Source organism: Micromonospora lacuserhaii (assembly GCF_036902735.1).
GTDB lineage: Bacteria > Actinomycetota > Actinomycetes > Mycobacteriales > Micromonosporaceae > Micromonospora.
Window position 1 is genome coordinate 1 of record NZ_JBAKHO010000053.1, and the last position, 26,654, is coordinate 26,654.

22 protein-coding genes are annotated in these 26,654 nt (G+C 72.0%); 13 read left to right on the top strand and 9 right to left on the bottom strand.

Features of this window, described 5'->3' with window-relative positions; translation table 11 throughout:
• Positions 1-353: 353 nt before the first annotated feature.
• Entirely contained in the window at positions 354-812 is a 459-nt protein-coding gene (locus tag V6U81_RS24190; protein ID WP_334492406.1) for a DUF5318 domain-containing protein, read from the bottom strand.
• Between the two features lie 174 nt (positions 813-986).
• Between V6U81_RS24190 and V6U81_RS24195 the strand changes: the two genes are divergently transcribed.
• Both V6U81_RS24195 and V6U81_RS24200 read left to right on the top strand, forming a co-directional pair.
• Positions 987-1,625: a PadR family transcriptional regulator gene (locus V6U81_RS24195; RefSeq protein WP_334492407.1), complete on the top strand. Its 639-nt coding sequence runs from the start codon at positions 987-989 to the stop codon at positions 1,623-1,625.
• 23 nt (positions 1,626-1,648) lie between these two features.
• Positions 1,649-2,728: an inositol-3-phosphate synthase gene (locus V6U81_RS24200; protein ID WP_334492409.1), complete on the top strand. Its 1,080-nt coding sequence runs from the start codon at positions 1,649-1,651 to the stop codon at positions 2,726-2,728.
• Positions 2,729-2,799: 71 nt separating this feature from the next.
• Here V6U81_RS24200 and V6U81_RS24205 read toward each other — a convergent pair whose 3' ends face one another.
• The 3 genes from V6U81_RS24205 to V6U81_RS24215 all read right to left on the bottom strand — a co-directional run bounded on the left by V6U81_RS24205 (position 2,800) and on the right by V6U81_RS24215 (position 5,404).
• A complete protein-coding gene (locus V6U81_RS24205; protein WP_334492411.1) occupies positions 2,800-3,720 on the bottom strand; it encodes a hypothetical protein in 921 nt (306 codons plus the stop codon).
• A 184-nt stretch (positions 3,721-3,904) separates the two neighbouring features.
• Positions 3,905-4,819: a hypothetical protein gene (locus V6U81_RS24210; RefSeq protein WP_334492413.1), complete on the bottom strand. Its 915-nt coding sequence runs from the start codon at positions 4,817-4,819 to the stop codon at positions 3,905-3,907.
• 105 nt (positions 4,820-4,924) lie between these two features.
• Positions 4,925-5,404: a methylated-DNA--[protein]-cysteine S-methyltransferase gene (locus V6U81_RS24215; RefSeq protein ID WP_334492414.1), complete on the bottom strand. Its 480-nt coding sequence runs from the start codon at positions 5,402-5,404 to the stop codon at positions 4,925-4,927.
• 143 nt (positions 5,405-5,547) lie between these two features.
• Between V6U81_RS24215 and V6U81_RS24220 the strand changes: the two genes are divergently transcribed.
• A complete protein-coding gene (locus tag V6U81_RS24220; protein WP_334492457.1) occupies positions 5,548-6,069 on the top strand; it encodes a hypothetical protein in 522 nt (173 codons plus the stop codon).
• 28 nt (positions 6,070-6,097) lie between these two features.
• On the top strand, positions 6,098-7,627 hold the full coding sequence (locus V6U81_RS24225; protein ID WP_334492416.1) for a flotillin family protein: 1,530 nt from the start codon (positions 6,098-6,100) through the stop codon (positions 7,625-7,627).
• 50 nt (positions 7,628-7,677) lie between these two features.
• Here V6U81_RS24225 and V6U81_RS24230 read toward each other — a convergent pair whose 3' ends face one another.
• The gene (locus tag V6U81_RS24230; protein WP_334492418.1) at positions 7,678-9,141 is read right to left on the bottom strand and encodes a CCA tRNA nucleotidyltransferase; all 1,464 of its coding nucleotides are present in this window, start codon (positions 9,139-9,141) and stop codon (positions 7,678-7,680) included.
• A 128-nt stretch (positions 9,142-9,269) separates the two neighbouring features.
• On the opposite strand from V6U81_RS24230, the gene murJ reads away from it, so the two are divergent.
• From murJ to V6U81_RS24265, 7 genes are all read left to right on the top strand, one after another.
• Entirely contained in the window at positions 9,270-11,027 is a 1,758-nt protein-coding gene (gene murJ, locus V6U81_RS24235; protein WP_334492420.1) for a murein biosynthesis integral membrane protein MurJ, read from the top strand.
• A 448-nt stretch (positions 11,028-11,475) separates the two neighbouring features.
• Positions 11,476-13,089: a protein kinase family protein gene (locus tag V6U81_RS24240; RefSeq protein ID WP_334492422.1), complete on the top strand. Its 1,614-nt coding sequence runs from the start codon at positions 11,476-11,478 to the stop codon at positions 13,087-13,089.
• 43 nt (positions 13,090-13,132) lie between these two features.
• Positions 13,133-13,906, top strand: coding sequence for an RNA polymerase sigma factor SigM (gene sigM / locus V6U81_RS24245; RefSeq protein WP_334492424.1), 774 nt, complete (start codon positions 13,133-13,135; stop codon positions 13,904-13,906).
• Positions 13,903-14,958: a hypothetical protein gene (locus V6U81_RS24250; protein WP_334492426.1), complete on the top strand. Its 1,056-nt coding sequence runs from the start codon at positions 13,903-13,905 to the stop codon at positions 14,956-14,958. The genes sigM and V6U81_RS24250 overlap by 4 nt, the downstream gene beginning before the upstream one ends.
• A gap of 178 nt (positions 14,959-15,136) precedes the next feature.
• Positions 15,137-16,090, top strand: a complete 954-nt coding sequence (gene trxB / locus V6U81_RS24255) for a thioredoxin-disulfide reductase (protein WP_334492428.1) — start codon at positions 15,137-15,139, stop codon at positions 16,088-16,090.
• A gap of 33 nt (positions 16,091-16,123) precedes the next feature.
• A complete protein-coding gene (trxA, locus tag V6U81_RS24260; protein ID WP_334492429.1) occupies positions 16,124-16,447 on the top strand; it encodes a thioredoxin in 324 nt (107 codons plus the stop codon).
• Positions 16,448-16,656: 209 nt separating this feature from the next.
• Complete coding sequence (locus V6U81_RS24265) at positions 16,657-17,817, top strand: N-acetylmuramoyl-L-alanine amidase (RefSeq protein WP_334492431.1); 1,161 nt, start codon at positions 16,657-16,659, stop codon at positions 17,815-17,817.
• Between the two features lie 33 nt (positions 17,818-17,850).
• Here the strand turns inward: V6U81_RS24265 and V6U81_RS24270 are convergent, their stop codons facing one another.
• Positions 17,851-18,519, bottom strand: a complete 669-nt coding sequence (locus V6U81_RS24270; RefSeq protein WP_334492433.1) for a GNAT family N-acetyltransferase — start codon at positions 18,517-18,519, stop codon at positions 17,851-17,853.
• A 294-nt stretch (positions 18,520-18,813) separates the two neighbouring features.
• Here V6U81_RS24270 and V6U81_RS24275 point away from each other — a divergent pair, with 294 nt between their 5' ends.
• On the top strand, positions 18,814-20,121 hold the full coding sequence (locus tag V6U81_RS24275; RefSeq protein WP_334492435.1) for an aminotransferase-like domain-containing protein: 1,308 nt from the start codon (positions 18,814-18,816) through the stop codon (positions 20,119-20,121).
• 7 nt (positions 20,122-20,128) lie between these two features.
• Positions 20,129-21,121, top strand: coding sequence for a D-alanine--D-alanine ligase family protein (locus V6U81_RS24280; RefSeq protein WP_334492436.1), 993 nt, complete (start codon positions 20,129-20,131; stop codon positions 21,119-21,121).
• A gap of 374 nt (positions 21,122-21,495) precedes the next feature.
• On the opposite strand, the gene V6U81_RS24285 is transcribed toward V6U81_RS24280, so the two are convergent.
• From V6U81_RS24285 to V6U81_RS24295, 3 genes are all read right to left on the bottom strand, one after another.
• Complete coding sequence (locus V6U81_RS24285) at positions 21,496-22,311, bottom strand: hypothetical protein (protein WP_334492438.1); 816 nt, start codon at positions 22,309-22,311, stop codon at positions 21,496-21,498.
• Between the two features lie 1,847 nt (positions 22,312-24,158).
• A complete protein-coding gene (locus tag V6U81_RS24290) occupies positions 24,159-25,175 on the bottom strand; it encodes a ParB/RepB/Spo0J family partition protein (protein ID WP_334492440.1) in 1,017 nt (338 codons plus the stop codon).
• Between the two features lie 27 nt (positions 25,176-25,202).
• A complete protein-coding gene (locus V6U81_RS24295; protein WP_420884072.1) occupies positions 25,203-26,582 on the bottom strand; it encodes an AAA family ATPase in 1,380 nt (459 codons plus the stop codon).
• Positions 26,583-26,654: the final 72 nt, after the last annotated feature.

The window sequence follows — 26,654 nt, forward strand, 5'->3', positions numbered from 1 at the left end:
GGCCCGGCCCGTCGGCGAGCCGACCGACGCCCGCCCGGCCGGCGCGGCGCCGCGTGCCTCACCCGCCGGGCGGCGGTACGGGTCGTCGCCGCCCGGTCCGGAGCCGCCGTTCGCGCCCGGTACCTGGGCCCGCGCACGCGGGGAACTGGGATCGCCGTACGAGTTCATTCCTCACACCCTGCCGGTCGCGGTGGGACGCGGGGGCGCCACCACCGGGTTGCCGTGAGTTGACACACGCGCGAAGGATCCGTCGCGCGCCGCGCTATCGGTATTAATCGGGCCAATCGGGCTGCCAGGCTGTCGGTCGGGGTGCCCGTCGATCACAGCACCGGGTACGACCGGTCCAGCCAGGTTCACCGTTGCGCCTCTCGCCTTCGCCCATGGTTCGTGCCGACGCCGGGGGCGGTCACGCCGCCCACCGGGCCCGACTCGGACCCCTCCTCGGCCAGCCCGTCCCGGCCGAGCAGGTACTGCTCGACGAGATGGTTCCAGTCGCAGCCGAGGCACACCTCCACCACGAAGACCTGGAACTCACGCAGCGTCATCGCCAACGCGGGCAACTCCGCCAAGGTACGCGCCTGGCCGGCGGACTGGCGGAGTTCGTCGCCGTAAATGTAGTGGACGCGGGTCAGGTTCTCGCTCCGGCAGATCGGGCAGCGCTCCTCGGTGGGCTCACCGTGGAAGCGGGCGGCGTTCTTCAGGTACGGCGAGGCGTCGCAGACGTCGTACGTGCCGACCCGGCCGGCCAGGAGCTCACGCAGCACCGCTCGCTTCCGGAGCGAGTAGTCGACCACCTGGCGCTGCGTACGCATGCGGTGAAGGGTACGCGGTCCGAACGGGTCAGGCGACCACCGTCACCATGCGTGAGGAGAGCGGCGCGGAACGAGGGTTTGCCCTGATGGTTGGTGAGGTACTAACGTGCGATGTATCGGTCCGATACATCGCGGCGGTTAACGACGCGTGCCGGGGGTAGGAAGGGATGGCCCGTGCTCGAGCTCGCCATCCTCGGCCTCCTGCAGGAGTCTCCGATGCACGGCTACGAACTCCGCAAGGAGCTCACGGCCAAGCTCGGCGCGATCCGGGCGGCGATCAGCTACGGGTCGCTCTACCCGACCCTGCGCAGGTTGCAGGCGGCGGGCTGGATCACCGAAGCCGCCGGGACACCCGCGTCCGCCGAGGAGGTTCCCGCCCTGACCAGCCGGCGAGGTCGGGTGGTCTACAAAATCACCGCGGAGGGCAAGGAACGCTTCGGTCAGCTGATCGCGCAGGCCGGGCCCGAGACGTACGACGACACGGGCTTCGGCGTGCACTTCGCGTTCTTCGCCCGGACCGACCAGGCGACCCGACTCCGCATCCTGGAGGGTCGCCGCCGCACGATCGAGGAGCGTCGCGAAGGACTTCGTGACGTGCTGGGCCGCGCGGCCGAGCGCCTCGACGCGTACACCCTGGAACTGCAACGCCACGGGCTCGACGCCTGTGAGCGCGAGGTCCGCTGGCTGGAGGAGCTCATCGCCAACGAGCGCTCCGGCCGTGCCCCGACAGTCCCGCAAGTCGGGACGGCCGGCGGCCGACGAGAAGACAACAGCCCGCCCCCGCCTGGAACGTCCAGGAAAGAGCGGCCGTGATGAAGAAGAAGGAGGCAGACGCTATGGGCTCCGTCCGCGTCGCCATCGTCGGTGTGGGTAACTGCGCCTCGTCCCTCGTGCAGGGAGTGGAGTACTACCGCAACGCCGACCCGAACGACCGCGTCCCGGGTCTCATGCACGTCACCTTCGGCGACTACCACGTATCGGACGTGGAGTTTGTCGCGGCGTTCGACGTGGACGCCAAGAAGGTGGGCATGGACCTCGCGGAGGCGATCGTCGCCAGCGAGAACAACACCATCAAGCTCTGCGACGTGCCGCCGACCGGCGTCAGCGTGCAGCGCGGCCCGACCTTCGACGGTCTGGGTCAGTACTACCGCGAGATCGTCGAGGAGTCGGACGCCGAGCCGGTCGACGTGGCCAAGGCGCTGCGCGACGCGCAGGTCGACGTGGTCGTCTCCTACCTGCCGGTCGGCTCCGAGCAGGCCGACAAGTTCTACGCCCAGGCCGCCATCGACGCCGGTTGCGCGTTCGTGAACGCCCTGCCGGTCTTCATCGCCTCCGACCCCGAGTGGGCGAAGAAGTTCGAGGACGCGGGCCTGCCGATCGTCGGCGACGACATCAAGAGCCAGGTGGGCGCCACCATCGTGCACCGCGCGCTGGCGAAGCTCTTCGAGGACCGCGGTGTCGAGTTGCTGCGCACGTACCAGCTCAACTTCGGCGGCAACATGGACTTCATGAACATGCTGGAGCGCACCCGCCTGGTCTCGAAGAAGATCTCGAAGACCCAGTCGGTCACCTCCCAGATTCCGCACGAGATGAGCAAGAGCGACGTGCACATCGGCCCGTCGGACCACGTGCCGTGGCTGGACGACCGCAAGTGGGCCTACATCCGCCTGGAGGGCCGCTCCTTCGGTGACACCCCGCTCAACGCCGAGCTCAAGCTCGAGGTGTGGGACTCCCCGAACTCGGCCGGTGTCATCATCGACGCCGTCCGGGCCGCGAAGATCGCCCTGGACCGCAAGATCGGTGGCCCGATCCTGTCGGCCTCGTCGTACTTCATGAAGTCCCCGCCGGTGCAGTACGCCGACCACGACGCGCACGCCGCCGTCGAGTCCTTCATCAAGGGCGAGATCGAGCGCTAGGTCCGCTGACACATCAGCGCCGACGAGGGGCCGGGTCCGTGCGGATCCGGCCCCTCGTCGCGTACCAGGTGCTACTTCGTGGCCCAGGACGGCTTGGGCGGGGCGGCCAGCCGCGTGCCGGCGTCCTCCGGCGCCAGGCCGGCGCTGACCGGCAGGATGGCCGGGTTCACCTCGCCACCGGCGACCGCGAACGCGGTGAGGTCGATGATCACGTGGGTGGTCCGCTGGGCGTAGACCGAGATCCACTGCCCGGAGGTGCTGTAGGTGGCCCCGCTGACGAAGAAGTTGGACAGGGTCTGGTTGGCCTGGAAGTTGATCGTCGCGGCCGTCGGCACCGGGCCCGGCTTCGGAAAGATGGTCACGAAGCCGCCCTGCAGCGCGCCGGTCACCGTCAGGTTGCCGTAGACGGCGTCGAAGCCGTAGGCGAAGTCCTCCAGGTGAATCTGGATAGTCTTGCCGGCCAGCAGCCGACCGGAGCTGTCCAGGTTGCCGCTCGGATTCGCGATCCGGGCCCGTCCGGCCGACGTGCGGGTGTCGATCGCACGCTGCGGGACGATCGGCACCAGGCTGTTGGAGTTGATCTCCGTTCGCACGTACGCCGAGTAGGTCTCGACGCCGTAGTTGACGGACGCGGCCCAGAGCGTGCCGTCCTCCGTCATGGTGAGCGAGCCCATCTCGGCCCCGATCGAGGGGCGGTCCCCGGCCGGCGTGAGGCAGAGCTGCGGACCCACGTACCGCACCCCGTCCTGCTCCTCGACCTTGGTGTTCTCCACGCGCAGGGTGGCGAAGGCGAGGTTCGAACTGCGCAGCACCGTGCTGGGGACGCCGGCCTCGTTGACCTGGCCCTGGAGCACCGGGTCACCCGGCGCGGCCTGGGCCGGGCCGGCCGTCGTGGCACCCACCGCGGCGGTGCCGGCGAGGCCGGCGGCGACGGTGCCGGCCCGCCGCAGCAGGCGGCGGCGGTCGACGGCCCTGTCCTCGTTCTCGGTCATGATGATCCCCCGTGTGATCGATGACGCGGATGGCGTCCGTCGATGATGGCGGGAATCGACGGAGGCCACATCGACCGATCGGTCCGTCCGCCACGACCACGCCCGGCGACGGCGAGGCCGGGTGCCGATCACGGCGAAGGGGCCGGGTCCGCGCGGACCCGGCCCCTTCGTGACGTACGTGGCGCTACTTCGCCCAGGACGGCTTGCTCCGGCGGGCGATCCGCGCCCGCGGGTCCTGCGCGGCCAGTTCACCGTCGGCCGGCAGGATCGCCGGGTTGACCTGGCCGGAGGCGACCACGAACGCGGTCGCGTCGAGGATCACGTGGGTGGTCCGCTGGGCGTAGATGGCGACCCAGTCGCCGAGCGGGGTGATCCCGCTGAGGAAGAAGTTGGACAGGGTCTGGTTGGCCTGGAAGTTGATCGTCGAGGCCGCCGGCACCGCGCCCGGGTACGGGAAGACCGTCACGAAGCCGGCCTGGAGCGGACCGGTCACCGTCAGGTTGCCGTAGACGGCCTGGCCCAGGAAGACGAAGTCCTCCAGGCTGACCTGGATGGTCTTGCCGGCCAGCAGCCGACCGGAGCTGTCCAGGTTGCCGGAGGGGTTCATGATCCGGTTCCGCCCGGCCGCCGTCCGCGTGTCGATCACCCGCTGCGGAACGACCGGCACCAGGCTGTTCGAGTTGCGGTCCGTCCGCAGGTAGTCGCGGAACCGGTAGTCCCCGTCCGCGCCGGTGACCGCCCAGATCGTGCCGTCCTGGCTCATCGACACCGAGCCGACCTCGGCGTCCTCGGAGATGATGTCCCCGGCGGGCGCAAGCCGCAGGGCAGGGCCGGCGGTGGTGTTTCCGAGCGGGTCGGTGCCGGTGGCGGTGTTCGCCAGCCGCAGCGCGGCGCTGGAGGCGACGGCGTTCTGCACGGTGGTCGAGGAGCCGCCGGAGTCGTTGGTGACGCCCTGCACCACCGGCTGGCCCTGATCGGCCTGGGCCGGGGCGGCGGTCGCGGCGCCCACCGCGGCGGTGCCGGCGATGCCGGCCGCGACGGTGCCGGCCCGGCGCAGCAGCCGGCGACGGTTGACGGTCTGGTCCTGGTCGTTGCTCACAGTGGTTCCCCCGTGCGGTCGCGAAGTGATCGAGGCTTCCATATGTCGAGGGAACGTGCCGCCGCGTCGCCGGGTTGCAGTCGGCGACCAGCTATTTTTCGGGAGTCAGGACCAGGCTCGTCGCAGGGCCACCCCGGCCTCCAACTCCAGCAGCCGCACCTTGCGCGGGAGCCCGCCGCCGAACCCGACCAGCTTTCCGCCGGCGCCGACGATCCGGTGACACGGGACGATCACCGGGATCGGGTTGCGGTTGCAGGCCACCCCGACCGCCCGCGCGGCGCCGGCGTCACCCACCCGGCGGGCCACCTCCCCGTAGGTCAGCGTCTCCCCGTACGGGATGCGGGTCATCTCCCGCCACACCGCCCGCTCGAAGTCCGACCCGCGGAGCACCGCCACCGGTACGCCGAACTCGGTCAGCTCGCCGGCGAAGTAGGCCCGCAGCTCGTCGACCGCGCGCCGGGCCAGCGCGTCACCGGGCTGGTCGGCCGCCGACTCCACCCGGCCGAAGTGCGCGCCGCGGACCGCCTCGGCGTCGGTGGCCACGGAGAACTCGCCGATCGGCGAGTCGAGCACGGTCCAACGCATGCCGCCATTCTTCCCGACCGCTCCGACACCTGCCGAACCCCGGGGGTGACCCCGCCGGATCGTGGGTCCGGTCGGAACTGACCGACCGGACAGTGTCCATCGCGCCGAAATGACCGGGTGAACGGTTGCGGCACGTCGATACCGTGCAGGTCGTGGCCACGGGGACGCTCATCTTTCTGATCATCGGTGGAGCGGGTGTCGCCGTGCTGGCGCTCTCGCTGCTCGGCGCCGAAATCCTCCACTTCGGTCACCCCGATCTCGACGGTCCGGTCTCGGTCGAGGCGGTCGCCGGCTTCCTCGGCGCGTTCGGCTTCGGCGCCGCGATCGTCAACGAACTGCTGGGCGGGCGTACCCCGGGGATGATCGCGGCGGCGGTGGCCGGCGGCGCCCTCGCCGCCGTGCCGACCGCGTGGCTGGCGACCCGACTGAGCCGGGCGGCCCGGAACATGCGTACCGACGCCACCCCCACCCGCGACGACCTGGTCGGCGCGATCGGCCTGGTGGTCACCCCGGTGCCCGCCACCGGCTACGGCGAGGTGCGGGTGCGCGTCGCCGGCCAGCCGGTGAAGCTCAACGCCCGCGCCGACCACCCGATCCCGGTCGGCGCGCGGATCTTCGTGGTCCAGGCGCTGAGCGAGACCAGCGTCCACGTCGAGTCCTACTGAACCCCCTCGCAGAGACGGAAGTCTGCCCATGTTCCTCGTCATCGCCATCGGCGGCGCGGTCCTCCTGGTCCTCGTCCTCGTGCTCTTCGTGCTCTCCCGGATCAAGGTGGCCGGGCCCAACGAGGCGTTCATCGTGACCGGGCGGAAGGGCCGGACCACGCAGACCGCCGACGGGGGCCGCTCCACCGACACGTCCGGTCAGAAGGTCGTGCTCGGCGCCTCGGTCTTCGTCCTGCCGGTGGTGCAGAAGCTCCAGTCGCTCGACCTGTCCAGCCGGCGGATCGACGTGGGCATCCGGGGTGCGGTCAGCAAGCAGGGCATCCGCACCGACCTGCACGGCGTCGCGATCGTCAAGGTGGGCGGCACCGAGGACGCGATCCGGGCCGCCGCCCAGCGGTTCCTGCACCAGCAGGCCGAGATCGACAACTTCACCCGGGAGGTGCTCGCCGGCGCGCTCCGCTCGATCGTCGGCCGGCTCACCGTCGAGGAGGTCATCCGGGACCGGGCGGCCTTCGCCAGCGCCGTCGCCGAGGAGGCCGAGCACTCGATGACCAACCAGGGGCTGGTGCTGGACACCTTCCAGCTCCAGGACATCCTGGCCGAGGGCTCCTACCTCCAGGACCTCGGGCGGCCGGAGGCGGCCCGGGTGCTCAAGGACGCGGCGATCGCCGAGGCCCGCGCCCGGCAGCAGGCCGAGCAGGAGCGGCTGCTCGCCGAGGAGGCGATCGCCGAGGCCAACCGGAATCTCTCCCTCAAGCAGGCCGGCATCCAGGCCGAGATCGACGCCGCCAAGGCGCGGTCGGCGGCGGCCGGGCCGCTCGCCCAGGCCGAGCGGGACCAGGCGATCCTCTCCGAGCAGCAGAAGGTGGCCGAGCGCAACGCCGAGCTCAAGCAGCGCCAGCTCGACACCGAGGTGCGCAAGCCGGCCGACGCGGCCCGGTACAAGGTCGAGCAGGAGGCGGAGGCGGCGCGCAACGCCGCGGTGCTGAACGCCGACGCGCGGCGGCAGGCCACCATCGCGGCCGCCCAGGCCGAGGCCGAGCAGGCCCGGCTCACCGGTGAGGGTGAGCGGGCACGCCGGGCCGCGCTGGCCGAGGCGAACGCGATCGAGGGCGCCAAGGAGGGCGAGGCCGAGCAGCGCCGGCGCTCCGCGATCGCCGAGGCGGTCGAGCGGGAGGGTCAGGCCGAGGCCGCGGCCATCCTGGCCCGCGGGCAGGCCGAGGCGGACGCGATGGCGCGCAAGGCCGAAGCCTTCGCCTCGTACGGCGAGGCCGCCGTGCTGGACCTGCTGGTCAAGGTGCTGCCGCAGGTGGTCGAGGCGGCCAGCGCCCCGATCGGCGCGATCGACAAGATGACCGTCATCTCCACCGACGGGGCGTCCTCGCTGACGAGGTCGGTGGCCGGCAACGTGGCGCAGGGGCTCCAGCTCGGCTCCGACCTCACCGGCATCGACCTGCCCGGGCTGCTGGCCCGGCTCGGCTCGGCGTCGACCGCCGGCTCGGCGTCGACCGGCAACGGCAAGGCACCGGTCGAGGGGAGCGCCGTCGAGACCCACTGATCACGTACGGCCGAGGCGCCGTCCTCCCACCGGGAGGGCGGCGCCTCGGCCTATTCGACGACGCCCTGCTGGCGGGCCCAGCTCAGCAGGGCCGCCTCCGCCTCTTCGCGGTCCAGCGGGCCGCGCTCCAGGCGCAACTCCTTGAGGTACTGCCAGGCCCGACCGACCAGTGGACCCGGCGGTACGCCGAGCAGCTTCATGATCGCGTTGCCGTCCAGGTCGGGGCGGACCCGGGCCAGGTCCTCCTCGGCGGCGATCCGGGCGATCCGCTCCTCCAGCGCGTCGTAGTCGGCCGCGAGCTGGGCCGCCTTGCGCCGGTTGCGGGTGGTGCAGTCCGAGCGGGTCAGCTTGTGCAGCCGGGGCAGCAGGTCCTCGGCGTCGGTGACGTACCGGCGCACCGCCGAGTCGGTCCACTCGCCCCGGCCGTAGCCGTAGAAGCGCAGGTGCAGGCCGACCAGCCTGGTGACCTGCGAGGTGACGTCCTTCGGGTACCGCATGGCCTTCATCCGGGCCTTGGTGAGCCGGGCGCCGACCACCTCATGGTGGTGGAAGCTGACCCGGCCGTCCGCACCGACCGCCTTGGTGGCCGGCTTGCCGACGTCGTGCATGAGCGCGGCCATCCGGAGCACGAAGTCGCGGCCGTCGGTCTCGTACGACACCGCGTTGCTGACCACGGTGAGGGTGTGCTCGTAGACGTCCTTGTGCTGAGCGTGCTCGTCGATCTCCAGCTTGAGCCCGGTCAGCTCCGGCAGGAAGCGCTCGGCCAGCCCGGTGTCGACCAACAACCGCAGCCCGGTGATCGGGTCGGCGCCGCAGAGCAGCTTGGTGAACTCGTCGCGGATCCGCTCGGCGGTGATCCGGTCCAGGTCGGCGGCCATCCGGCCCATTGCCTCGCGCACGTCGGGGTGGACGGCGAAGCAGAGCTGCGCGGCGAACCGGGCCGCGCGCAGCATCCGCAGCGGGTCGTCGCCGAACGACTCCCGCGGCGTGCCCGGGGTACGGACCACCTTGGCGGCGAGGTCGTCCAGGCCGCCGTACGGGTCGGTGAAGCGGTGGTCCGGGAGGCTGACCGCCATCGCGTTGATGGTGAAGTCGCGGCGCTTCAGGTCGTCGGTGAGGTTGGTGCCGTACACCACGATCGGGTTCCGGCTGACCTGGTCGTACGCCTCGGCGCGAAAGGTGGTGATCTCCAGCCGCAGGCCGTCGTGCTGGGCCCCGATGGTGCCGAACTCCCGGCCGGTCTCCCAGATCGACTCGGCCCAGCCCCGGAGGATCCGCAGCGTCTGGTCGGGGTGCGCGTCGGTGCAGAAGTCGAGGTCGTCGCCGAGCCGGCCGAGCAGGGCGTCGCGGACCGATCCGCCCACCAGGTGCAACTCGTGCCCGGCGTCGGTGAACCGGCGGCCGAGCTCGTCGGCGACCGGCGAGACGCGGAGCAGCTCGGCGACGGCGTTGCGCTGCGCGGCGGTGAGCTCGCGGCGGTCGGCGGCGTGGGATTCGGAGGCAGCTTCGGACATGGGATCGCCAGCCTATCGGGCCGGGGCGGGATCTGGTCCGCCGGGCGCGGGTATGCGGTGACCGTTGACTAAGGTCTTGAGCGTGCGGACCGGTCCTCCGGCGCCGACGTACCCCTTGGAGGCTGGAGATGAGCGGCGGGCTCTACCGCAGCGCGAACGCCACGCCCGACGGCGCCATTCCGCCGACGGATGAGGCGACGTTCATCTCGGCCGAGCCGCTGAACCAGCCGGCGGTGGAGGCGACCGCGCCGCCGCCGGAGGTGGTCGGCGAGACCAGTGCCGCGGCGAACAGCGCGGTGATGGCGGTCGGCAGCCTGATCAGCCGGGGTACCGGGTTCATCCGGAACCTGATGATCGGCGCCGCGCTCGGCAGCCTGGTCGGCGACGCCTTCACGACCGCCCAGTTCCTGCCGAACCAGGTCTACGAGTTCCTGCTCGGCGGGGTGCTGACCAGCGTGCTGATCCCGGTACTGGTCCGGCGCCGCCGGGCGGACCCGGACCAGGGTGAGGCGTACGCCCAGCGGCTGCTCACCCTGGCGGTGATCGCGCTGGCGGCGGCCGCCCTGATCGCGGTGATCCTCGCCCCGGTGCTGACCCTGCTCTACGCCAGCGGCAAGGACGACGACTACCGGGGCCTGGTCACCAACCTGTCCTACCTGATGCTGCCGATGCTCTTCTTCACCGGCCTCAGCGCGCTGATCGCCGCGGTGCTGAACACCCGGGGGCACTTCGCCGCGCCGATGTGGGCGCCGATCCTGAACAACCTGGTGGTCATCGGCACCTTCGGCCTCTACATCCTGGTGTACGGGGCGAAGGCCCTCCAGCCCGGGCAGCTGGGCTGGGAGCGGATCCTGCTGGTCGGTGGCGGCACCCTGCTCGGCGTGGCGGTGCAGAGCGCCGGCCTGCTGCCGGCGCTGCGCAAGGTGGGCTTCCGCTGGAAGTGGCGGTTCGACTTCCGCGAGCTGGGGCTGCGTGAGCTGGCGAAGCTCGGCGCGTGGATGTTCTGCTACGTCGCGGTCAACCAGCTCGGCCTCTTCGTGGTGGTCAACCTGCTCACCCGGGCAGCCGGCAAGAACGGCGACGGCGAGACGCGGGCCGGCATCCTGATCTACAACAACGTCTTCCTGCTGCTGATGATGGCGCACGGCATCATCGCCGTCTCGATCATCACCGCGCTGATGCCCCGGATGAGCGCCGCCGCCGCGGACGGGCGCTTCCGGGACGTCACCGCGGACCTGTCCCGAGGCACCCGGATGGTCACCGCGGTGCTCGCCCCGATCGCGGTCTGCTACGCGGTGCTGGCCGGCCCGATCTCCGTGGTCGTCTTCCGGTACGGCGCGTTCAGCGGCGACGACGCCGTGGCCACCTCCACCGTGCTGCTGGTCGCCGCGGTGGGCCTGGTCCCGTTCGCGATCAGCCAGCTCTTCACCTTCGCCTTCTACGCCCTGCCGGACACCCGCACCCCGGCGCTGGTCAACATCCCGGTGGTGGCGCTGCGGGTGCTGCTCCAGGTGGGGCTCTTCATCGCCTTCTCGGCCACGTTCGCGGCAGCCGGCATGATGCTCGGCAATGCCATCTCGTACGTGGCCGCGGCGGTCATCTCGGCGCTGCTGCTCCGCCCCAAGGTGGGCCGGATCGGGCTGGGCGGCATCATGCGCACCATGGGCAAGGTGGTCGTCGCCGCGCTCGGGGCAGCGGTGGTCGGCCTGGTGGTGGTGAACCTGCTGCCGGGCGACCCGGCGGACCTGAGCTGGCTGGCCGGGGTGGTCCAGCTGGTGATCGGTGGCGCGGTGATCGGGCTGACCTATCTCGGGCTGGCCATGGTGCTGCGGATCGGCGAGATCACCGAGGTGGTCGGGATGGTCCGCCGGCGCCTCGGCCGCTGAGTCGGGCGCGACGGGGGCCGGCCGATGGCGGTCGGCACGCAGTGTGAACGAGGATCACCAGCCTGGGGACACGCCTGTGGATAACTCCGCGTTTCCCCGGTCAGCAACCGAATCGGCCTGTGGACAACCAACCGTACGGACGAGCATGGCCGGCCGTTCGGGGGGAACCTGACCCGATGTGGCCGGTCGTCGACGGCCGGGCCGGCCCGGGCGCCGGAGGCTTGCGGTGAACCTCTAGATTGGCCAGTACATGTGCCAGCAACGTGGGCGAGAACGGCCACAACCGGACAATTACCCAGCATTCGGATGGTCCGCCGGGCGCGGCGGGAAGATGACATGTCGGGATGACGGGCAGTCCGGGTAAGGTCGCTCTCGACGGATACGGCAGACGGCCGGCGCCCGCGTCGGCACCATTGCCGGTTCCTTCGAAGGCGGAGCGGGAAGCCACATGCCCAGCAGCGTGGATCCATCGATCGACACGATCACCGAGGGAGGACTGGTGACCCAGGTCGGCGAGGGTCAGGAGGCGGAGGAGACTGCTCCGCCCGTCATGACCTTCGGTGCTCCCACGGCCGGCGAGATCCTCGCCGAGCGGTACGAGCTGGTCGAGCACATCAACAACGACAGCGCCGGCCGGTTGGTCTGGCGCGGCGTCGACGTCATCCTGCGCCGGCCGGTCGCGGTCGTGCTGCGCTACCCGGGCGGCGAGCTGGCCACCGAGATGCTCCAGGCCGCCGTGGCGGCCAGCCGCGTCATCCACCCCAACCTGGTCGGCGTCTACGACGCGATCGACGAGGACGACCGGGCGTACGTGGTCCGCGAGTGGGTCGACGGCCACTCCCTGCGCGAGCTGGTCGCCGACGGTCCGCTCGACCCGGCCCGCGCGACGGCCATCGGCAACGCGGTGGCCAGCGCGCTCGCCGCGGTGCACGCCACCGGCATGGTGCACGGGAACGTCCACCCCGGCACGGTCATGATCAGCGACGACGGTCGGGTGGTCCTCGCCGACGCGCGCACCGACGGCGCGGACAGTCAGGAGAACGACATCCGGGCGGTCGGCGGCCTGCTCTACTTCGCGCTGACCGGCCACTGGCCGCACGCCGAGGCCCCGCTGCACGGCGCCACCGCCGGCCACGGTCGGGCCGCCATCCCGGACGCCGTCCGCGACGGCAGCGGCGCCATCGCCGCGCCCCGGCAGGTCCGCGCGGGGGTGCCCGCCTACCTCGACGACCTGACGATGGATCTGCTCGACGCCGAGATCCATTCGCCGTCGTCGGACGTGCTCGCCGCCGAGCTGGCCCGGCTCGACGTGCCGGCCGACGAACACTTCCTCGACCACGGCACGCTGCGCTTCACCGCCGACCCCGGCGACGAACCGTCGCCGCTGGCCGCGGCGGGCGGCCGCAAGGTCGCGATCGGCATCGCCGGTCTGCTCGCGGTGGCCCTGGTCGGGCTGCTCATCGGGATCAGCGCGCTGGGCGGTGATGACAAGTCCCCGAAGACCGAGCCGGTGGCCCGCCCGTCGAACAGCACCCCCGCAGCCGGCGAGCCCACCCCGGCCGCCGCCACGCCGGTCCGCCCCCTCGCCGTCGAGGACGTCCGGATCATCGACCCGGACAGCCGGGACCGCGCAGAGGTGCGCGACGCCGAGAAGGTGATCGACGGCGACGAGGACAAGGGCTGGGAGACCCAGAGCTACCGGAACAACGGCAAGTTCGGCGGCCTGAAGCACGGCATGGGCATCTGGATCGACCTGGGCGCGCCGCACACGGTCAAGTCGGTGCAGGCGGTCCTCTCGTCTACCGGGGCCTCCGCCGAGCTGCTCGCCGGTGACGCCGAGTTTCCGGCTAGCTCCGCCGGTGACAAGCAGCTGAAGGCCGCCTACACGACCCGGATCGGGCAGCCGTTCGAGGGGCACGACGGCTCCAAGATGACCTTCAACGGCTTCGACGCCGACAAGAAGTACCGCTACCTGCTCTTCTGGATCACCGAGCTGCCGGAGAAGGACGGCGGAGACGGCTGGAAGCTCGGCGTCCAGGAAATCACGGTCCAGGGGTCGTGAGCCGCCTGCCGCGACCCCGGCACCGCTTCCGACGGACGTGGTGATGGCCGGTCGCGGCGGGCGTACGCCCGATCCGGCGGCCGGCGACTCGGTGCCGGTGGTGCCACCGCGACCGGTTCCGCTGGCCGAGGCCACCGACGTGGACCTGCTCCGCGCCCACGTCGCCGGGGACCGGGACGCCTTCACCGAGCTGTTCCACCGGCACCGCGACCGCCTCTGGGCGGTCGCGCTGCGGACCCTGGGCGACCGCGAGGAGGCCGCCGACGCCCTCCAGGACGCACTGCTCTCCGCCCACCGCGCCGCCGCCCGGTTCCGCGGTGACTCGGCCGTCACCACCTGGCTGCACCGGATCGTGGTGAACGCCTGCCTGGACCGGATCCGCCGGCGCCAGGCCCACCCGACGGTCCCGCTGCCGGACGGCACCCGCACCGAGGACGGCGGACGGGGCGGTGTGGAGCCCGCCGCGCCGGCCCCCGACCACGACACCGCGCTGGTGGTACGCCAGGCCCTGGCCGCCCTGCCGATCGAGCAGCGGGCCGCGCTGGTGCTGGTGGACGTGCAGGGCTACCCGGTCGCCGAGGTGGCCCGGATCCTCGGCGTGGCCGAGGGGACGGTCAAGAGCCGCTGCGCCCGGGGGCGGGCCCGGCTGGCCGGTCTGCTCGGGCACCTGCGTACCGGCGCGGCGGAGGGCCCTGGACGGGAGCTGTCCGACGCGGTGGACGTGCCCGGCGTCACCCCCGGGAACCGGGAGCGGGCCGAGGGCGTCCGATCAGGGTCGGGGCGATCCCGGCGGGACGCCCACCAGGAGGAGACGTGACGGCCCGGGAGTTCAGGGAGGTCGACCACGACCTGCTCGCCGACTACGTCGGCGGCGCGCTGGACGGCACCCCGGAGGAGACCACCGTCGCCCGGCTCGTCGGGTCGGACCCGGCGTGGGCCGACGCGTACGCCACCCTGGTGCCCGCCGTCGCGCGGGTCAACGCCGACCTGGCCGGCTGGGGCGAGCCTGCCCCCGAGATGCCGCTGGCGGTACTGGACCGGCTCACCGCCGCGCTCGCCGGTGCAGGTCCGGCCGTCCCGGCAGTCGACGAGGTCCCGACCGCCGCGACCGCCGCCACCGACACGACGACGACGGCCCACCGGTCGGAGCGCCGCCCCGGCGGCCCGGAAGCCGGTGACGGGACGGATGCCGCCGCTCCCGGGTCGCCCGGCCGGGCCGGTCCGGCCGTCGTGCCGACGCAGGCCACCGGGCCGGTACGACGTACCGGAGGGCCCGGCGAGGCCCGACCCGACCCGTCCGGTCCCGGCCGGCGGCGTCGGCGCTGGACGCGGCTGGCGGGCCCGGTCGCGCTCGCCGCAGCGTCGCTCGCCGCGGTCGGCCTGGGGGTCGGCCAACTCGTCGACCGGTCCACCGACGACGCTGCCGACACGACCGCGGCCGCCCCCGCGTCCGGCGAAGCCGGGGCATCGTTCCGGTTCGCCGGCGACCCGGAGCGCAGCGGCACCGACTGGACGCCGCAGACCCTCGCCGGCGGCTCCGCAGCCCCCCGCGTCGCCAGCCTGGCGCCGAACCTCCAGCCGGGCGACGGGTCGACCGCGGGATCGGAGAAGCAGCGGTCGACGGCCGGCCGGCTGGACCGACTCACCGACCGCTCGGCACTGGGTGCCTGCCTCGACGAGATCGCCGCCGCGCACGCCCGCGGGCCGGTCACCGTCGACCTGGTCGACTACGCCGCGTTCGAGGGCGAGCCGGCGCTCGTGGTCCGCTTCGCCGACCCGGCCGGGGAACGGTGGGCGTGGGTGAGCGGCGCCGAGTGCGGCGTCCCGGGATCCGGCGCGGACACCCGCTACCGGACGCGGGTAGGGTGAGGGCGCGGTCACCGGCCGTCCGCCGGCGCGTGACGTGACCCACCGGGTGACCGGCCCGGGAATCCCCACTTCGTACGATGACGTTCTGTAGGTCAGTTGCCGGCGTCGCTGAGCCGCCGGCACTCGGATCGACATCGGTGCGCATGCCGGTGCCGAACACACACATCGGGAGACGGCAGTGGACGAGGTCCGCAACCTGATCATCATCGGCTCCGGGCCGGCCGGCTACACGGCGGCGGTCTATGCCGCGCGCGCCAACCTCAAGCCCCTCATCATCGAGGGTGTGCAGTCAGGCGGCGCGCTGATGACGACGACCGAGGTGGAGAACTTCCCCGGTTTCGCCGACGGCATCCTCGGCCCCGAGCTGATGGACAACATGCGCAAGCAGGCCGAGCGGTTCGGCGCGGAGTTCCTCACCGACGACGTCACCCGGGTGGAGCTGAACGACACCGGGATGATCGGTTCGGACGCGGTCAGCACGGTGTGGGTCGGTCAGACCGCCTACCGGGCGAGGGCCGTCATCCTCTCCACCGGCTCGGCGTGGCGGCCGCTGGGCGTCCCCGGCGAGCAGGAGTACCTGGGCCACGGCGTGTCGTCCTGCGCGACCTGTGACGGCTTCTTCTTCCGCAACCAGCACATCGTGGTGGTCGGCGGCGGTGACTCCGCGATGGAGGAGGCGAGCTTCCTCACCCGCTTCGCCGAGTCGGTCACCATCATCCACCGGCGCGACTCGTTCCGGGCCAGCAAGATCATGGCCGGGCGCGCGCTGAGCAATGACAAGATCAAGGTCGAGTGGAACACCACCGTCGAGGAGATCCTCGGCGACGACGGCAAGGTCAGCGGGGTCCGGGTGCGCAACGTACACACCGGCGAGACCAAGGTGCTGGACGTGACCGGCGTCTTCGTGGCGATCGGCCACGACCCGCGCAGCGAGCTCTTCCGCGGACAGGTGGAACTGGACGACGAGGGGTACGTCAAGGTCCAGGCGCCCAGCACCCGGACCAGCGTGCCGGGTGTGTTCGCCGCCGGTGACGTCGTGGACCACACCTACCGGCAGGCGATCACGGCGGCCGGCACCGGCTGTGCCGCCGCCCTGGACGCCGAGCGCTTCATCGCCACGATCAGCGGCTGAACAACAGGAACGTAGTCCCGGAGGAGGGTCATAGTGGGAGCAACAAAGGTCGTCACCGACGCGAACTTCGCCACCGACGTGCTGAAGTCCGACAAGCCGGTACTGGTGGACTTCTGGGCCGAGTGGTGCGGGCCGTGCCGCAAGGTATCGCCGCTGCTCGAGGAGATCGCGGGCGAGATGGCCGACCAGGTCACCATCGTCAAGCTCAACATCGACGAGAACCCGGAGACCGCCCGTGCGTACCGGGTGATGTCCGTGCCGACCCTCACCATCTTCAAGAACGGCGAGCCGGTGCAGTCGATCGCCGGCGCCAAGCCGAAGGGCGAGCTGGTCCGGCTCATCGAGTCGGCGCTGTAAGCCCGTCGTACCCCCGGAACCCCGCACCCGATCTCCGGGTGCGGGGTTCCGTCTCTTGCGGGCCTGACCTGACCTGCACGAACTCCGGCACCCAGAGCAATCGGTCACGGTACGCTCCGTAGGCGTCCGCTAGGTAGAGCACCCGTCGGAGGTCCGGTCTTCAGGACCGTGACGCCCGCCAGCCAGCATTTGTGCAGAGGGGGTCGTGCGTGCGTCCGATCCGACCCGGTGACCAGGGGCCCGCGGTCACGGAGATCCGCACGGTCCTCACCGGCCTGGAGCTGCTGCCGTCGTCCGCCGCCGCCGACGAGTTCGACGCCGACACCGAACGCGCCGTACGGGCCTTCCAGCAGTCCCGGGGCCTCAGCGTCGACGGTCGGGTCGGCGCCGAGACGTGGCGCGCCCTGGACGCGGCCCGCTGGCGCCTCGGCGCCCGCACCCTCTACCACGCCGTCCCCGAGCCGCTCACCGGCGAGGACGTCCGGTCGTTGCAGGAACGCCTGCTGGAGATGGGGTACGACGTCGGCCGCGCCGACGCCATCTACGGCATCCGTACCTCCCGCGCGGTGGCCCAGTTCCAACGCGAGGTGGGGTTGAAGCCGGACGGCTCCTGCGGCCCACACACCATGGGCGCGCTCCGCCGGCTCGGCCGTAAGGTGGTCGGCGGACGCCCGCAGTGGCTGCGCGAGTCCGACGCGATCCGGCAGTCCGGGCCCACCCTGGTCGGCCGGACGGTGGTGATCGACCCCGGCCACGGCGGCACCGACCCGGGCGTCGTAGTGCCCGACGGGTCGCTGCGCTGGACCGAGGCGGAGCTGGTGCACGACCTCGCCAGCCGGCTGGAGGGACGGCTCGCCGCGGCCGGCGTACGGGTGCAGCTCACCCGGGGCCCGACGCCGGAGAGCTGCCTGCCGGACACCGACCGGGCGCAGCTGGCCAACTCGCTCGGCGCCGACGTCTTCATCTCGCTGCACACCGACGGGCACGCCAACCCGGAGGCCGAGGGGGTGGCCACGTACCACTACGGCACCGACAACGGCGTGACGTCGGCCACCGGCGAGCGGCTGGCCGGGCTGGTGCAGCGGGAGATCGTGGCGCGCACCGGGCTGCGGGACTGCCGTACCCACGCCAAAGCCTGGGACCTGCTCCGGCTGACCCGGATGCCGGCGGTACGCGTCGAGGTCGGCTACCTCACCTCGCCGGGCGACCGGGCCCGGCTGGTCGACCCCCGGTTCCGCGACAAGGTCGTCGAGGCGATCGTCGCGGCGGTGCAGCGGATGTTCTTCCCGATCGAGCGGGACGTGCCGACCGGCTCGATCGACGTGAGCGAGCTGCGGGCGGTGGTGGCCGCCGGCGCGGTGGTCGACTGAGCCGCCGGCGCGGTGGTCGACTGAGCGGCCGGCTCAGCCGGTGGTGGAGCGGGTGGCCGGGGCCGGGCGGACCGGGCGGAGCAGCGTCTCCGGGCTCATCGAGCCGAGCAGCTTCTCCAGCGCGTACTCGACGTCCGACTTCCAGCTCAGCGCGGTGCGCAGCTCCAGGCGCAGCCGGGGGTAACGGGGGTGCGGCCGGACGGTCTTGAAGCCCACCGAGAGGAAGAAGTCGGCCGGGGCGACGCAGGCCCGGCTGGTGCTGTCGGCGTCGTCACCGAACTTCGCGTCGCCGAACGCCTCGATCGCCTTGATCCCGCGCTTGGTGAGGTCCCGCGCCACGCCCTGGACGAGCATCCGGCCCAGTCCGCCGCCGGCGAAGGCAGGCACCACGTTGGCGGTCATCAGCAGCGCCGCGTCGGCGGAGACCGGAGACGTGGGGAAGGCCATCGAGCGGGGGACGTAGGCCGGCGGGGCGAACATGACGAAACCGGCCGGCATGCCGTCTACGTACGCGAGCTTGCCGCAGGAACCCCACTCCAGCAGGGTCTGCGAGACCCACGCCTCCTTCTCCAGCCCCGGGTCGCCGGCCGCGCAGGCCCGCTCGGCGGAGACCGGATCGAGCTCCCAGTAGACGCACTGCCGGCACGATCGGGGCAGGTCTTCCAGGGTGTCGAGGGTCAGACTGACCAGACGTCGCGACATTGGCGCATCCCCACAATAGGCTCGGAGGTGAGACCAGCGCGGAACCTCGCCGCCGTTTTCCTGCCCCCGACGAGCGATCGTACGCCGCCATCCGACCGTACGGGAGGGGACGCGCGAACGCCCACCCGAGCCGGGTACGTCCGGTCCGGGATGTGGACGTCCTCCCCGCCAGCAGGCTGCGGGTGGCCGGCGGGGACTACGATCGAGCGACCGGCGTCCCGCGCCGCCATGGTCGCCGGCACCGCGGGTACCACACCGGGCGGTAGCCCGACCGACACCCGACGAGGTGATGTCATGACCGGCACGACGCTCGACGACTACACCGACCGGTATGCCCGGCGGGTCCGCGGGATGACCGCCTCGGAGATCCGGGCGCTCTTCGCGGTGGCCAGCCGGCCGGAGGTCGTCTCGCTCGCCGGCGGGGCGCCCTACATCGCCGCGCTGCCGCTGGACGCGGTCGGCGAGATGCTGGGCAAGCTCGGCTCCGAGCACGGCGTCACCACCCTCCAGTACGGCATCGGCCAGGGCACCCCGGAGCTGCGTGAGCGGATCTGCGAGGTGATGGCGCTCTCCGGCATCGACGCGTCCTGCGGCGCCTCACCGGAGGACGTGGTGGTCACCGTCGGCGGTCAGCAGGCGCTGGACCTGGTGGCCCGGCTCTTCCTGGACCCGGGGGACGTGGTGCTCGCCGAGGGCCCGACGTACGTCGGCGCGCTCGGGGTCTTCCAGGCCGCCCAGGCCCAGGTGGTGCACGTGCCGATGGACGACGACGGGCTCGTCCCGGAGGCGCTGGAGGTGGCGATCGCCGACCTGGCCCGCGCCGGCCGCCGGGTCAAGTTCCTCTACACCATCCCGACGTACCAGAACCCGACCGGCGTGACGCTGAGCGAGGAGCGGCGCGAGCGGGTGCTCGACATCTGCGAGCGCGCCGGCCTGCTCGTGGTCGAGGACGACCCGTACGGTCAGCTGGGTTTCGAGGGTGAGGCGCCGGCGCCGCTGCGGGCCCGCCGCCGCCACGGGGTCTTCTACCTGAGCACGTTCTCCAAGACCTTCGCCCCGGGCCTGCGGGTCGGCTGGATCCTGGCCCCGCACGCGGTCCGCGACAAGCTGGTGATCGCCAGCGAGGCGCAGATCCTCTGCCCGAGCGGCTACGCCCAGGCAGCCGTGGCGACGTACCTCTCGACCATGCCGTGGCGCGAGCAGCTGAAGGTCTACCGCGAGGTCTACCGGGAGCGCCGGGACGCGATGCTGACCGCGCTGGAGGACCTGATGCCGGCCGGCACCACCTGGACCACGCCGGCCGGCGGCCTTTTCGTCTGGGCGAGCCTGCCGGACGGGCTGGACGCCAAGGCGATGATGCCCAGGGCCATCGCCGCCCGCGTCGCCTACGTCCCGGGGACCGGCTTCTACGCGGACGGCTCCGGCACCGGGAACATGCGGCTCAACTTCTCCTTCCCCTCGCCGGAGCGCATCCGGGAGGGTGTGCGCCGGCTGGCCGGCGTGATGGAGCAGGACATCGCGATGCGCAAGGTCTTCGGGGCGGTCAGCCCGGCCGGTCGGCGGCGGGGCGGCTCGGATGCCCCCGGCCCCGACTTGGCATGATTCCGGCATGGCTCACACCTCCGACGAGCGATCTGACCTGGCCGACCCCGTGACCGACCCGCGCGTGCTGGTCCTCGCCGGCGGCCTCTCGTACGAGCGGGACGTGTCGCTGCGGTCCGGCCGGCGGGTGCTCGACGCGCTCCGCGCGGTGGGGGTGGAGGCGGAGCTCCGCGACGCCGACGTCGCCCTGCTCCCCGCGCTCGCCGCCGACCCGCCGGACGCCGTGGTGATCGCGCTGCACGGCGCCACCGGCGAGGACGGCTCCCTCCGCGGCGTGCTCGACCTCTGCGGCGTGCCCTACGTCGGCTGCGACGCCCGCGCCTCCCGGCTGGCCTGGGACAAGCCGTCGGCGAAGGCGGTGCTGCGGGAGAACGGCATCCCCACGCCCGACTGGGTGGCTCTGCCGCACGACCGCTTCTCCGAGCTGGGTGCGGTGGCGGTGCTGGACCGGATCGTGGACCGGCTGGGGCTGCCGCTGATGGTCAAGCCCACCCAGGGCGGTTCCGGCCTGGGCGCCGCCGTGGTCCGGGACGCCGCGGCCCTCCCGGCCGCGATGGTCGGTTGCTTCGCGTACGACTCGACGGCGCTGGTCGAGCGGTACGTGCCCGGGATGGACGTGGCGGTCTCCGTCGTCGACCTCGGCCAGGGCCCGCAGGCCCTGCCGCCGGTGGAGATCGTGCCCCGCAACGGCGTCTACGACTACGCGGCCCGCTACACCGCCGGGCGGACCACCTGGCACGCCCCCGCCCGGCTGGACCCGGCCGTCGCCGGCACCGTCGCCGAGGTGGCCCTGGCCGCACACACCGCGCTCGGGCTGCGCGACCTCTCCCGGGTCGACCTCATCGTCGACGCCGACGGCCAGCCGCACGTGCTGGAGGTCAACGTCTCGCCGGGGATGACCGAGACGTCGCTGCTGCCGCTGGCGATCCAGGCGGCCGGGCTGGACCTCGGGCGGGTGCTCGGGGCACTGGTGAGCCGGGCCGCCGCCCGCCGCTCCTGACCCGGGTCACCTTTCCTCCACCCACGGCGTGGCTCCTGTGCTGCGCCCCGCCGGACCGCTCCTGACCGACGAGTGGCCGGCCGTTCCTGACGATCCGTCGGTCGTTTCGGTCGGGCCGTCGTCGGCCGTTCCTGACGATCCATCGGCCGTTTTCGGTCGGGCCATCGTCGGCCGTTCCAGGCCGGGCCGCCATCCGCGGCTCCCTGTCCGGGAATAGTGGTTCGGTGCCCCCGGCGAAGGCCGCCCGTCCGCTGCCGGCACCCCGCGAGAGCCCCGAGGTGGTCCGCGCCGCCGCCGAGGGACGCCTGCTCGCCGCATGGGTGTCGGCAGCGGCGGACCATGGTCGTGACCGGCCGAGCCCGCGACACAGGTCGCTACCGGTGCTCAGCGACCTCCGCGGCGACGTCCTCGTCGGCGTCCTCGTCGTCGCTCACGCTGTCGTTGCCCGATGGGTCGTCGTCCTCGACCGGCGAGCCGGACCCGTCGGCGTCGGGCTCCTCCTCGTCCTCTGGCGGCACCGGGATCTCCTCGTCGGCTTCGATCACCGACACCGGCTCTTCCTCGGCCGCCTTCGCCTCCGCCGAGGACTGGGCGGCGATGCTGGACGGCGCCTGCCACTGGATCCGGGGCGGCTCCGCCAACGGACGGCCACCGAACTCGGCCAACCAGGCGGCGACCATGGCCAGGTTCTCCCGCCACTGCGACTCGGAGATGGGCGGCAGGATGGAGTCCCAGAGGGAGAGGAAGGTGCCGCGCAGCTGGAGCCGTCCGTACGGCCGGGCCAGGAACCACATGTGCAGATGGGCGGAGCCGTCCCCCCAGCGGTTCACGTGGACCCGAGCGACTCCGTCCAGCGAACGGATGGCCTTTTCCAGTCGTACCGTCATGACGCCCAGCTCGGCGGCGAGCAGGTTGGGCAGGTCGCCCAGGTCGAGGTGGGAGCGGGACTCCAGGATCAGCACCATCGGCAGCCCGGTGGGGCGGTCCATGGCGCGTACCCGCCAGCGCTCACCCACCCAGATGTAGGCGTCGTCGGGGGCGTTGCAGGCGGTGCATTCCCGGTGCCCCTCGCCCTTCCGGGGAGGTTCGACCGCGACCGGGTCCTCAAGGTGCTTGACGCGGAGATCGCCCTCGAAGGGAAACGACGGCCACTGGGTGAAGTCCGGAACTGAGGGAGGGGTGTCGTGCACGACGCTGACCCTAACCGAGTCGGCGACCGGTGTCCCTACCCCGATCGACCGCGGTCACGAAGAGTTTTCGGGCCGGCCGTGCCGTCACCGAGGGCGCGCGAGACGCCCCGGAGAGCGGTTGTCCACAGGCTGATGAGATCACCACCACAGCCCGTCATCCACAGGTCAGAGCGCTGTTCTACGCGCTGTTTCACGTGAAACTGGCGGTGCCTGTGGAAAACCGCTGTGGATAACTTTGACCTCGTCCACAGCGGAAGTCACAGAGGTTCCGGACCCGCTCTTCCCAACGAGCGGCGAGGGCGTTGGCTGCTGTCCGGGATCCAGGTTTTTCCACCGTACGAATACCAGGGGTCGATCCTGTTGAAGGTGAACCAGGGGGCGGAGGTATGGGCCGCGGGGAGCGCTCAGGCGCCAACTCCGGCTCGGAGCAAGCCACGGCCTGCTTCCTGGATTCTCCTTAATGACGGCGGGAGGGGGTACCCCAATGGGGACCTCGTTTCACGTGGAACGGGCAGGTGCCCCGAGAGGTGGCGGGTGCCGTCCGCCAGACGGCGGAGCCCGACAGACGGCGGGGGCCGCGAGACGGCGGGCCGGAAGACGCGGGGGCCGGAAGACGCGGGGGCCGGAAGACGCGGGGGCCGGAAGACGACGGACGCCGCCCCCACGGGTCACGGGTGACCGAGACGGCGGGGCCGGCCTACAGGTGGGTGCCTCACAGAAGGTGGGGGCGCCCACAGACGGCCGTGGCCCACGGACGGGCGGCGCTTCACAGCGGCGCGACAGAGGCTAGTGCCCGACAGGGGGTTCGGTAACCACTGAGCCAAGCCGAGTCCAGCCTGTAGAGGCCGAAGCGGCTCGCGGTGCGCACAGCGATCGACAGAGCCGATCGCAGGCCGTGCCGAGCCGGCCCCGCGCCGAGCCGGCCCCGCGCCGAGGCCGCCCGGGCAGACGGCAGCGAAAGCCTCCCGCTGCGGTAGCCATCACAAGCCCACACCCACACCACCGGTTGGTGGAGGACGCGTGCAGGTGGCGGCGAAGGAGGGACCGTTCCACGTGAAACGGAGACCAGCCGGATCGCGATGACGTCGTTCGACGTGGCACTACTCCGATCCGCCGCGCACGCCTCGGTCCTCACCCCTCCCCACACCTGTCTCCACGCCGTGACCCACTCCGCTCGGGCTGAGGGTCAGTCGGACGTTCTTTCGTCCCGTCCACCTGGGGTTCACGTGAAACGTCGTGGGGGCGGCACGGCTCAATCTGGAGCTGACGTCCCGGCCCCCGGTGGACGGGCACCACAAAGGTCGAGCAACACCCTGCAAGCCAACGGCCTGGCGGCACACGTCCCAGGGCAACTTCGAGCTGCACGTGATGCTCCCGGTCATGGGCCGCAACGGCCCCGGCGCCGGGGCGCTTCTCCGCTGACTCCCGCTCTCCAGGTGATCGAGGATGCCTCCCTCGCGCCCTGAGAGTGACGCAGGCGCCGTTTCACGTGAAACACGGGCCAGGACCACGATCAAGCGACCGGGCTCGTCCTGGCGGCTCACAGCGACCAGCAACCTGGCCAACTCGGAACCACGGCGGCCCGCGTCAGCGGACCCGACCGCAAAGCCGCCGGCCACCGACGCCCGCCGTCCACCGATAGCTCGATCGAGGACCGCCACAGCGGGCCAGCAGGCTGGGCGCGCGGTGAACCCAGGGCCACCGCGCGCCCCAACGAGCGCGGGACGGTCCAGGAGCTTCCGAACGGATGCCGACAGGCCCACCCACCGACGGGATCCAAGGCCTGACATGCGGACCGGCCGCGTACCCGAGAGGGTGCGCGGCCGGTGATGCCGGACGGGACCGGCTCAGTCTTCGGGCTCCTCCTGCTCGACCCCGATGATGCCCACGATCCGCTCAAGGTCGTCGACCGTGGCGAACTCGATGGTGATCTTGCCCTTGCTCCGCCCGATGTCGACCTTCACCCGGGTGTCGAAGCGGTTGGAGAGCCGATCGGCCAGATCGGTGAGCGCAGGGGCGTGCGGCTTGGGCCGACGCTTCGCGGCCGCGGTCTTCGCCGGCCCGTCGCTCAGGGCCAGGGCCACGATCTCCTCGGTCGCCCGGACCGAGAGCCCCTCGGCGACGATCCGCAGGGCGAGCTGCTCCTGCGCCTCCGCCTCGTCGAGGCTGAGCAGCGCGCGGGCATGGCCGGCGGAGAGCACGCCGGCGGCGACCCGCCGCTGTACCTGCGCCGGCAGGTTGAGCAGGCGGATGGTGTTCGAGATCTGCGGCCGGCTACGCCCGATCCGCCGGGCCAGTTCCTCGTGGGTGGCGCCGAACTCCTCCAGCAGTTGCTGGTACGCGGCCGCCTCCTCCAGCGGGTTGAGGTTCGCCCGGTGGATGTTCTCCAGGAGCGCGTCCCGGAGCATCGCGTCGTCCTTGGTGTCCCGGACGATCGCCGGGATGTTCTCCCGGCCGACGGCCTGGGCGGCCCGCCATCGCCGCTCGCCCATGACGAGTTCGTACTTCTCGTCGTCGAGCTGGCGGACGACGATCGGCTGGAGGAAGCCGACCTCCTGGATGGAGGTCTTCAGCTCCTCCAGCGCATCCTCATCGAAGACCTGCCGGGGCTGCTTCGGATTCGGCACGATCGCGTCGACCGGGATCTCGGCGAAGCGGGCTCCGGGCACCGGGCTCAACTGCGGCTCGGGCTGCACCGGGGTCACCGGTGCCGGCGCGGCCTCGACGGGCGCCTCGGTCGTCGGCAGTACGGCGTCCGCCGACACGGCCGGCGCGGGGGCCGTGTCGGTTGCCTCCTGCACCGGCCCGGTGGGGATCAGCGCTCCGAGTCCTCGACCCAGACCGCCACGGGGTCGGTTCTTCATGCAGCGCCTCCCAGCGACTCATCCGCATTACGCATTCCGGCTCACCGGCTCCCGGGCGCCGCGCTCCGCGATCTCCTGGGCGGCCTCGAAGTAGCTCGTGGCCCCCCGCGATCCGGGATCGTAGGTCATCACGGACTGGCCGTAGCTGGGTGCCTCGGACACGCGGACGTTGCGGGGGATGACGGCCTCGAGCACCTTGTCGCCGAAGTGGTTCCGGACGTCCTGCTCGACCGCGTCGGCCAGCCGGGTACGGCGGTCGTACATCGTGAGCAGGATGGTGGAGACCTCGAGCTTGGGGTTCAGGTGCTGGCGGACCAGGTTGATGTTGTTGATCAGCTGGTTCAGCCCTTCCAGCGCGTAGTACTCGCACTGAATGGGGATCAGCACCTCCTGCGCCGCGACGAGCGCGTTGACCGTCAGCAGGCCCAGCGAGGGCGGACAGTCGATGAAGACGTAGTCGAAGTGCCCCGGGTACGCGGCGATCGCCCGGGCGAGCCGGGACTCCCGAGCCACGACCGACACGAGCTCGATCTCCGCACCGGCCAGGTCGATGGTCGCCGGTACGCACCAGAGGTTCGGGATGCCCTCGACCTCCTGAGCCACGTCCTCCAGCGGCTCGCTGTTGATCAGGCAGTCGTAGACGTCCGGCACCCCGGTGTGGTGGGGGACGTTCAGCCCGGTCGAGGCGTTGCCCTGCGGGTCGAGGTCGACCACCAGGACCCGGTTACCGTGCAGGGCGAGTGCCACCGCCAGGTTCACCGTGGTCGTGGTTTTACCCACGCCGCCCTTCTGGTTGGCGACGCACATGACCCGGGTCCGCTCGGGGCGGGGCATCGTCACCTCGCCACTCGGATTAAGGATCTGCACGGCGCGCATAGCCTCCATAGCCAACGGTGGGTCATCCTCTTCGCGCGTCGGGGTTTCACGTGAAACGTACGCGGCAGCGGCGGGGTCGCCGGCCATGCCGCCGGCCGGGGAACCCGGCGTGTCGACGCCGGCGGACGCGGAGTCCGACACGGCGCCCGGATGCGGTTGCTGCGGAACCACCGCGGTCGGCACATTTCCGGTCGGTGGAGTCTCGAACCGGGACGGCGCCCCGGCATTGCGGCGCACCGGCGCTGCGCGGTCGGCCGCGGCGTTGACCGGTCGACCGTCTGTCCCGGCGTTGACCGGTCGGGCGTCGGGCGTGGACGGCGCCGCCGGAGACTCGTACGACTCCGAGGGTGGGCGCGCGGCGCCGACGGCCGGTACGTCCCGCCGGACGGCCGGGTCGCAGTCCGGCTGCTGGACGATCGGCTGGTCGCCGGTCGGCCAGCGGTCGGTTTCACGTGAAACGGGGTCTGCCGCCGAGGGAGTGCCCTCGGGGCGTCTCACCCGTGGATCGTCGTAGCTGCCGTCGTCATGCACCTGTCATCCCTACCCGCTCCGGATGGTCGGTTCGCACCTCGTCAACCGGCCGCACGCGTGTTTCGCACCGCG

What these genes read in the sequence shown, in the direction of transcription:
- V6U81_RS24190 (WP_334492406.1), bottom strand. Translation starts at nt 812, where the DNA reads ATGCGTACGCAGCGCCAGGTGGTCGACTACTCGCTCCGGAAGCGAGCG.
- V6U81_RS24200 (WP_334492409.1), top strand. Translation starts at nt 1,649, where the DNA reads ATGGGCTCCGTCCGCGTCGCCATCGTCGGTGTGGGTAACTGCGCCTCG.
- V6U81_RS24205 (WP_334492411.1), bottom strand. Translation starts at nt 3,720, where the DNA reads ATGACCGAGAACGAGGACAGGGCCGTCGACCGCCGCCGCCTGCTGCGG.
- V6U81_RS24215 (WP_334492414.1), bottom strand. Translation starts at nt 5,404, where the DNA reads ATGCGTTGGACCGTGCTCGACTCGCCGATCGGCGAGTTCTCCGTGGCC.
- V6U81_RS24225 (WP_334492416.1), top strand. Translation starts at nt 6,098, where the DNA reads ATGTTCCTCGTCATCGCCATCGGCGGCGCGGTCCTCCTGGTCCTCGTC.
- V6U81_RS24230 (WP_334492418.1), bottom strand. Translation starts at nt 9,141, where the DNA reads ATGTCCGAAGCTGCCTCCGAATCCCACGCCGCCGACCGCCGCGAGCTC.
- murJ (WP_334492420.1), top strand. Translation starts at nt 9,270, where the DNA reads ATGAGCGGCGGGCTCTACCGCAGCGCGAACGCCACGCCCGACGGCGCC.
- V6U81_RS24240 (WP_334492422.1), top strand. Translation starts at nt 11,476, where the DNA reads ATGCCCAGCAGCGTGGATCCATCGATCGACACGATCACCGAGGGAGGA.
- sigM (WP_334492424.1), top strand. Translation starts at nt 13,133, where the DNA reads ATGGCCGGTCGCGGCGGGCGTACGCCCGATCCGGCGGCCGGCGACTCG.
- V6U81_RS24270 (WP_334492433.1), bottom strand. Translation starts at nt 18,519, where the DNA reads ATGTCGCGACGTCTGGTCAGTCTGACCCTCGACACCCTGGAAGACCTG.
- V6U81_RS24275 (WP_334492435.1), top strand. Translation starts at nt 18,814, where the DNA reads ATGACCGGCACGACGCTCGACGACTACACCGACCGGTATGCCCGGCGG.
- V6U81_RS24280 (WP_334492436.1), top strand. Translation starts at nt 20,129, where the DNA reads ATGGCTCACACCTCCGACGAGCGATCTGACCTGGCCGACCCCGTGACC.
- V6U81_RS24290 (WP_334492440.1), bottom strand. Translation starts at nt 25,175, where the DNA reads ATGAAGAACCGACCCCGTGGCGGTCTGGGTCGAGGACTCGGAGCGCTG.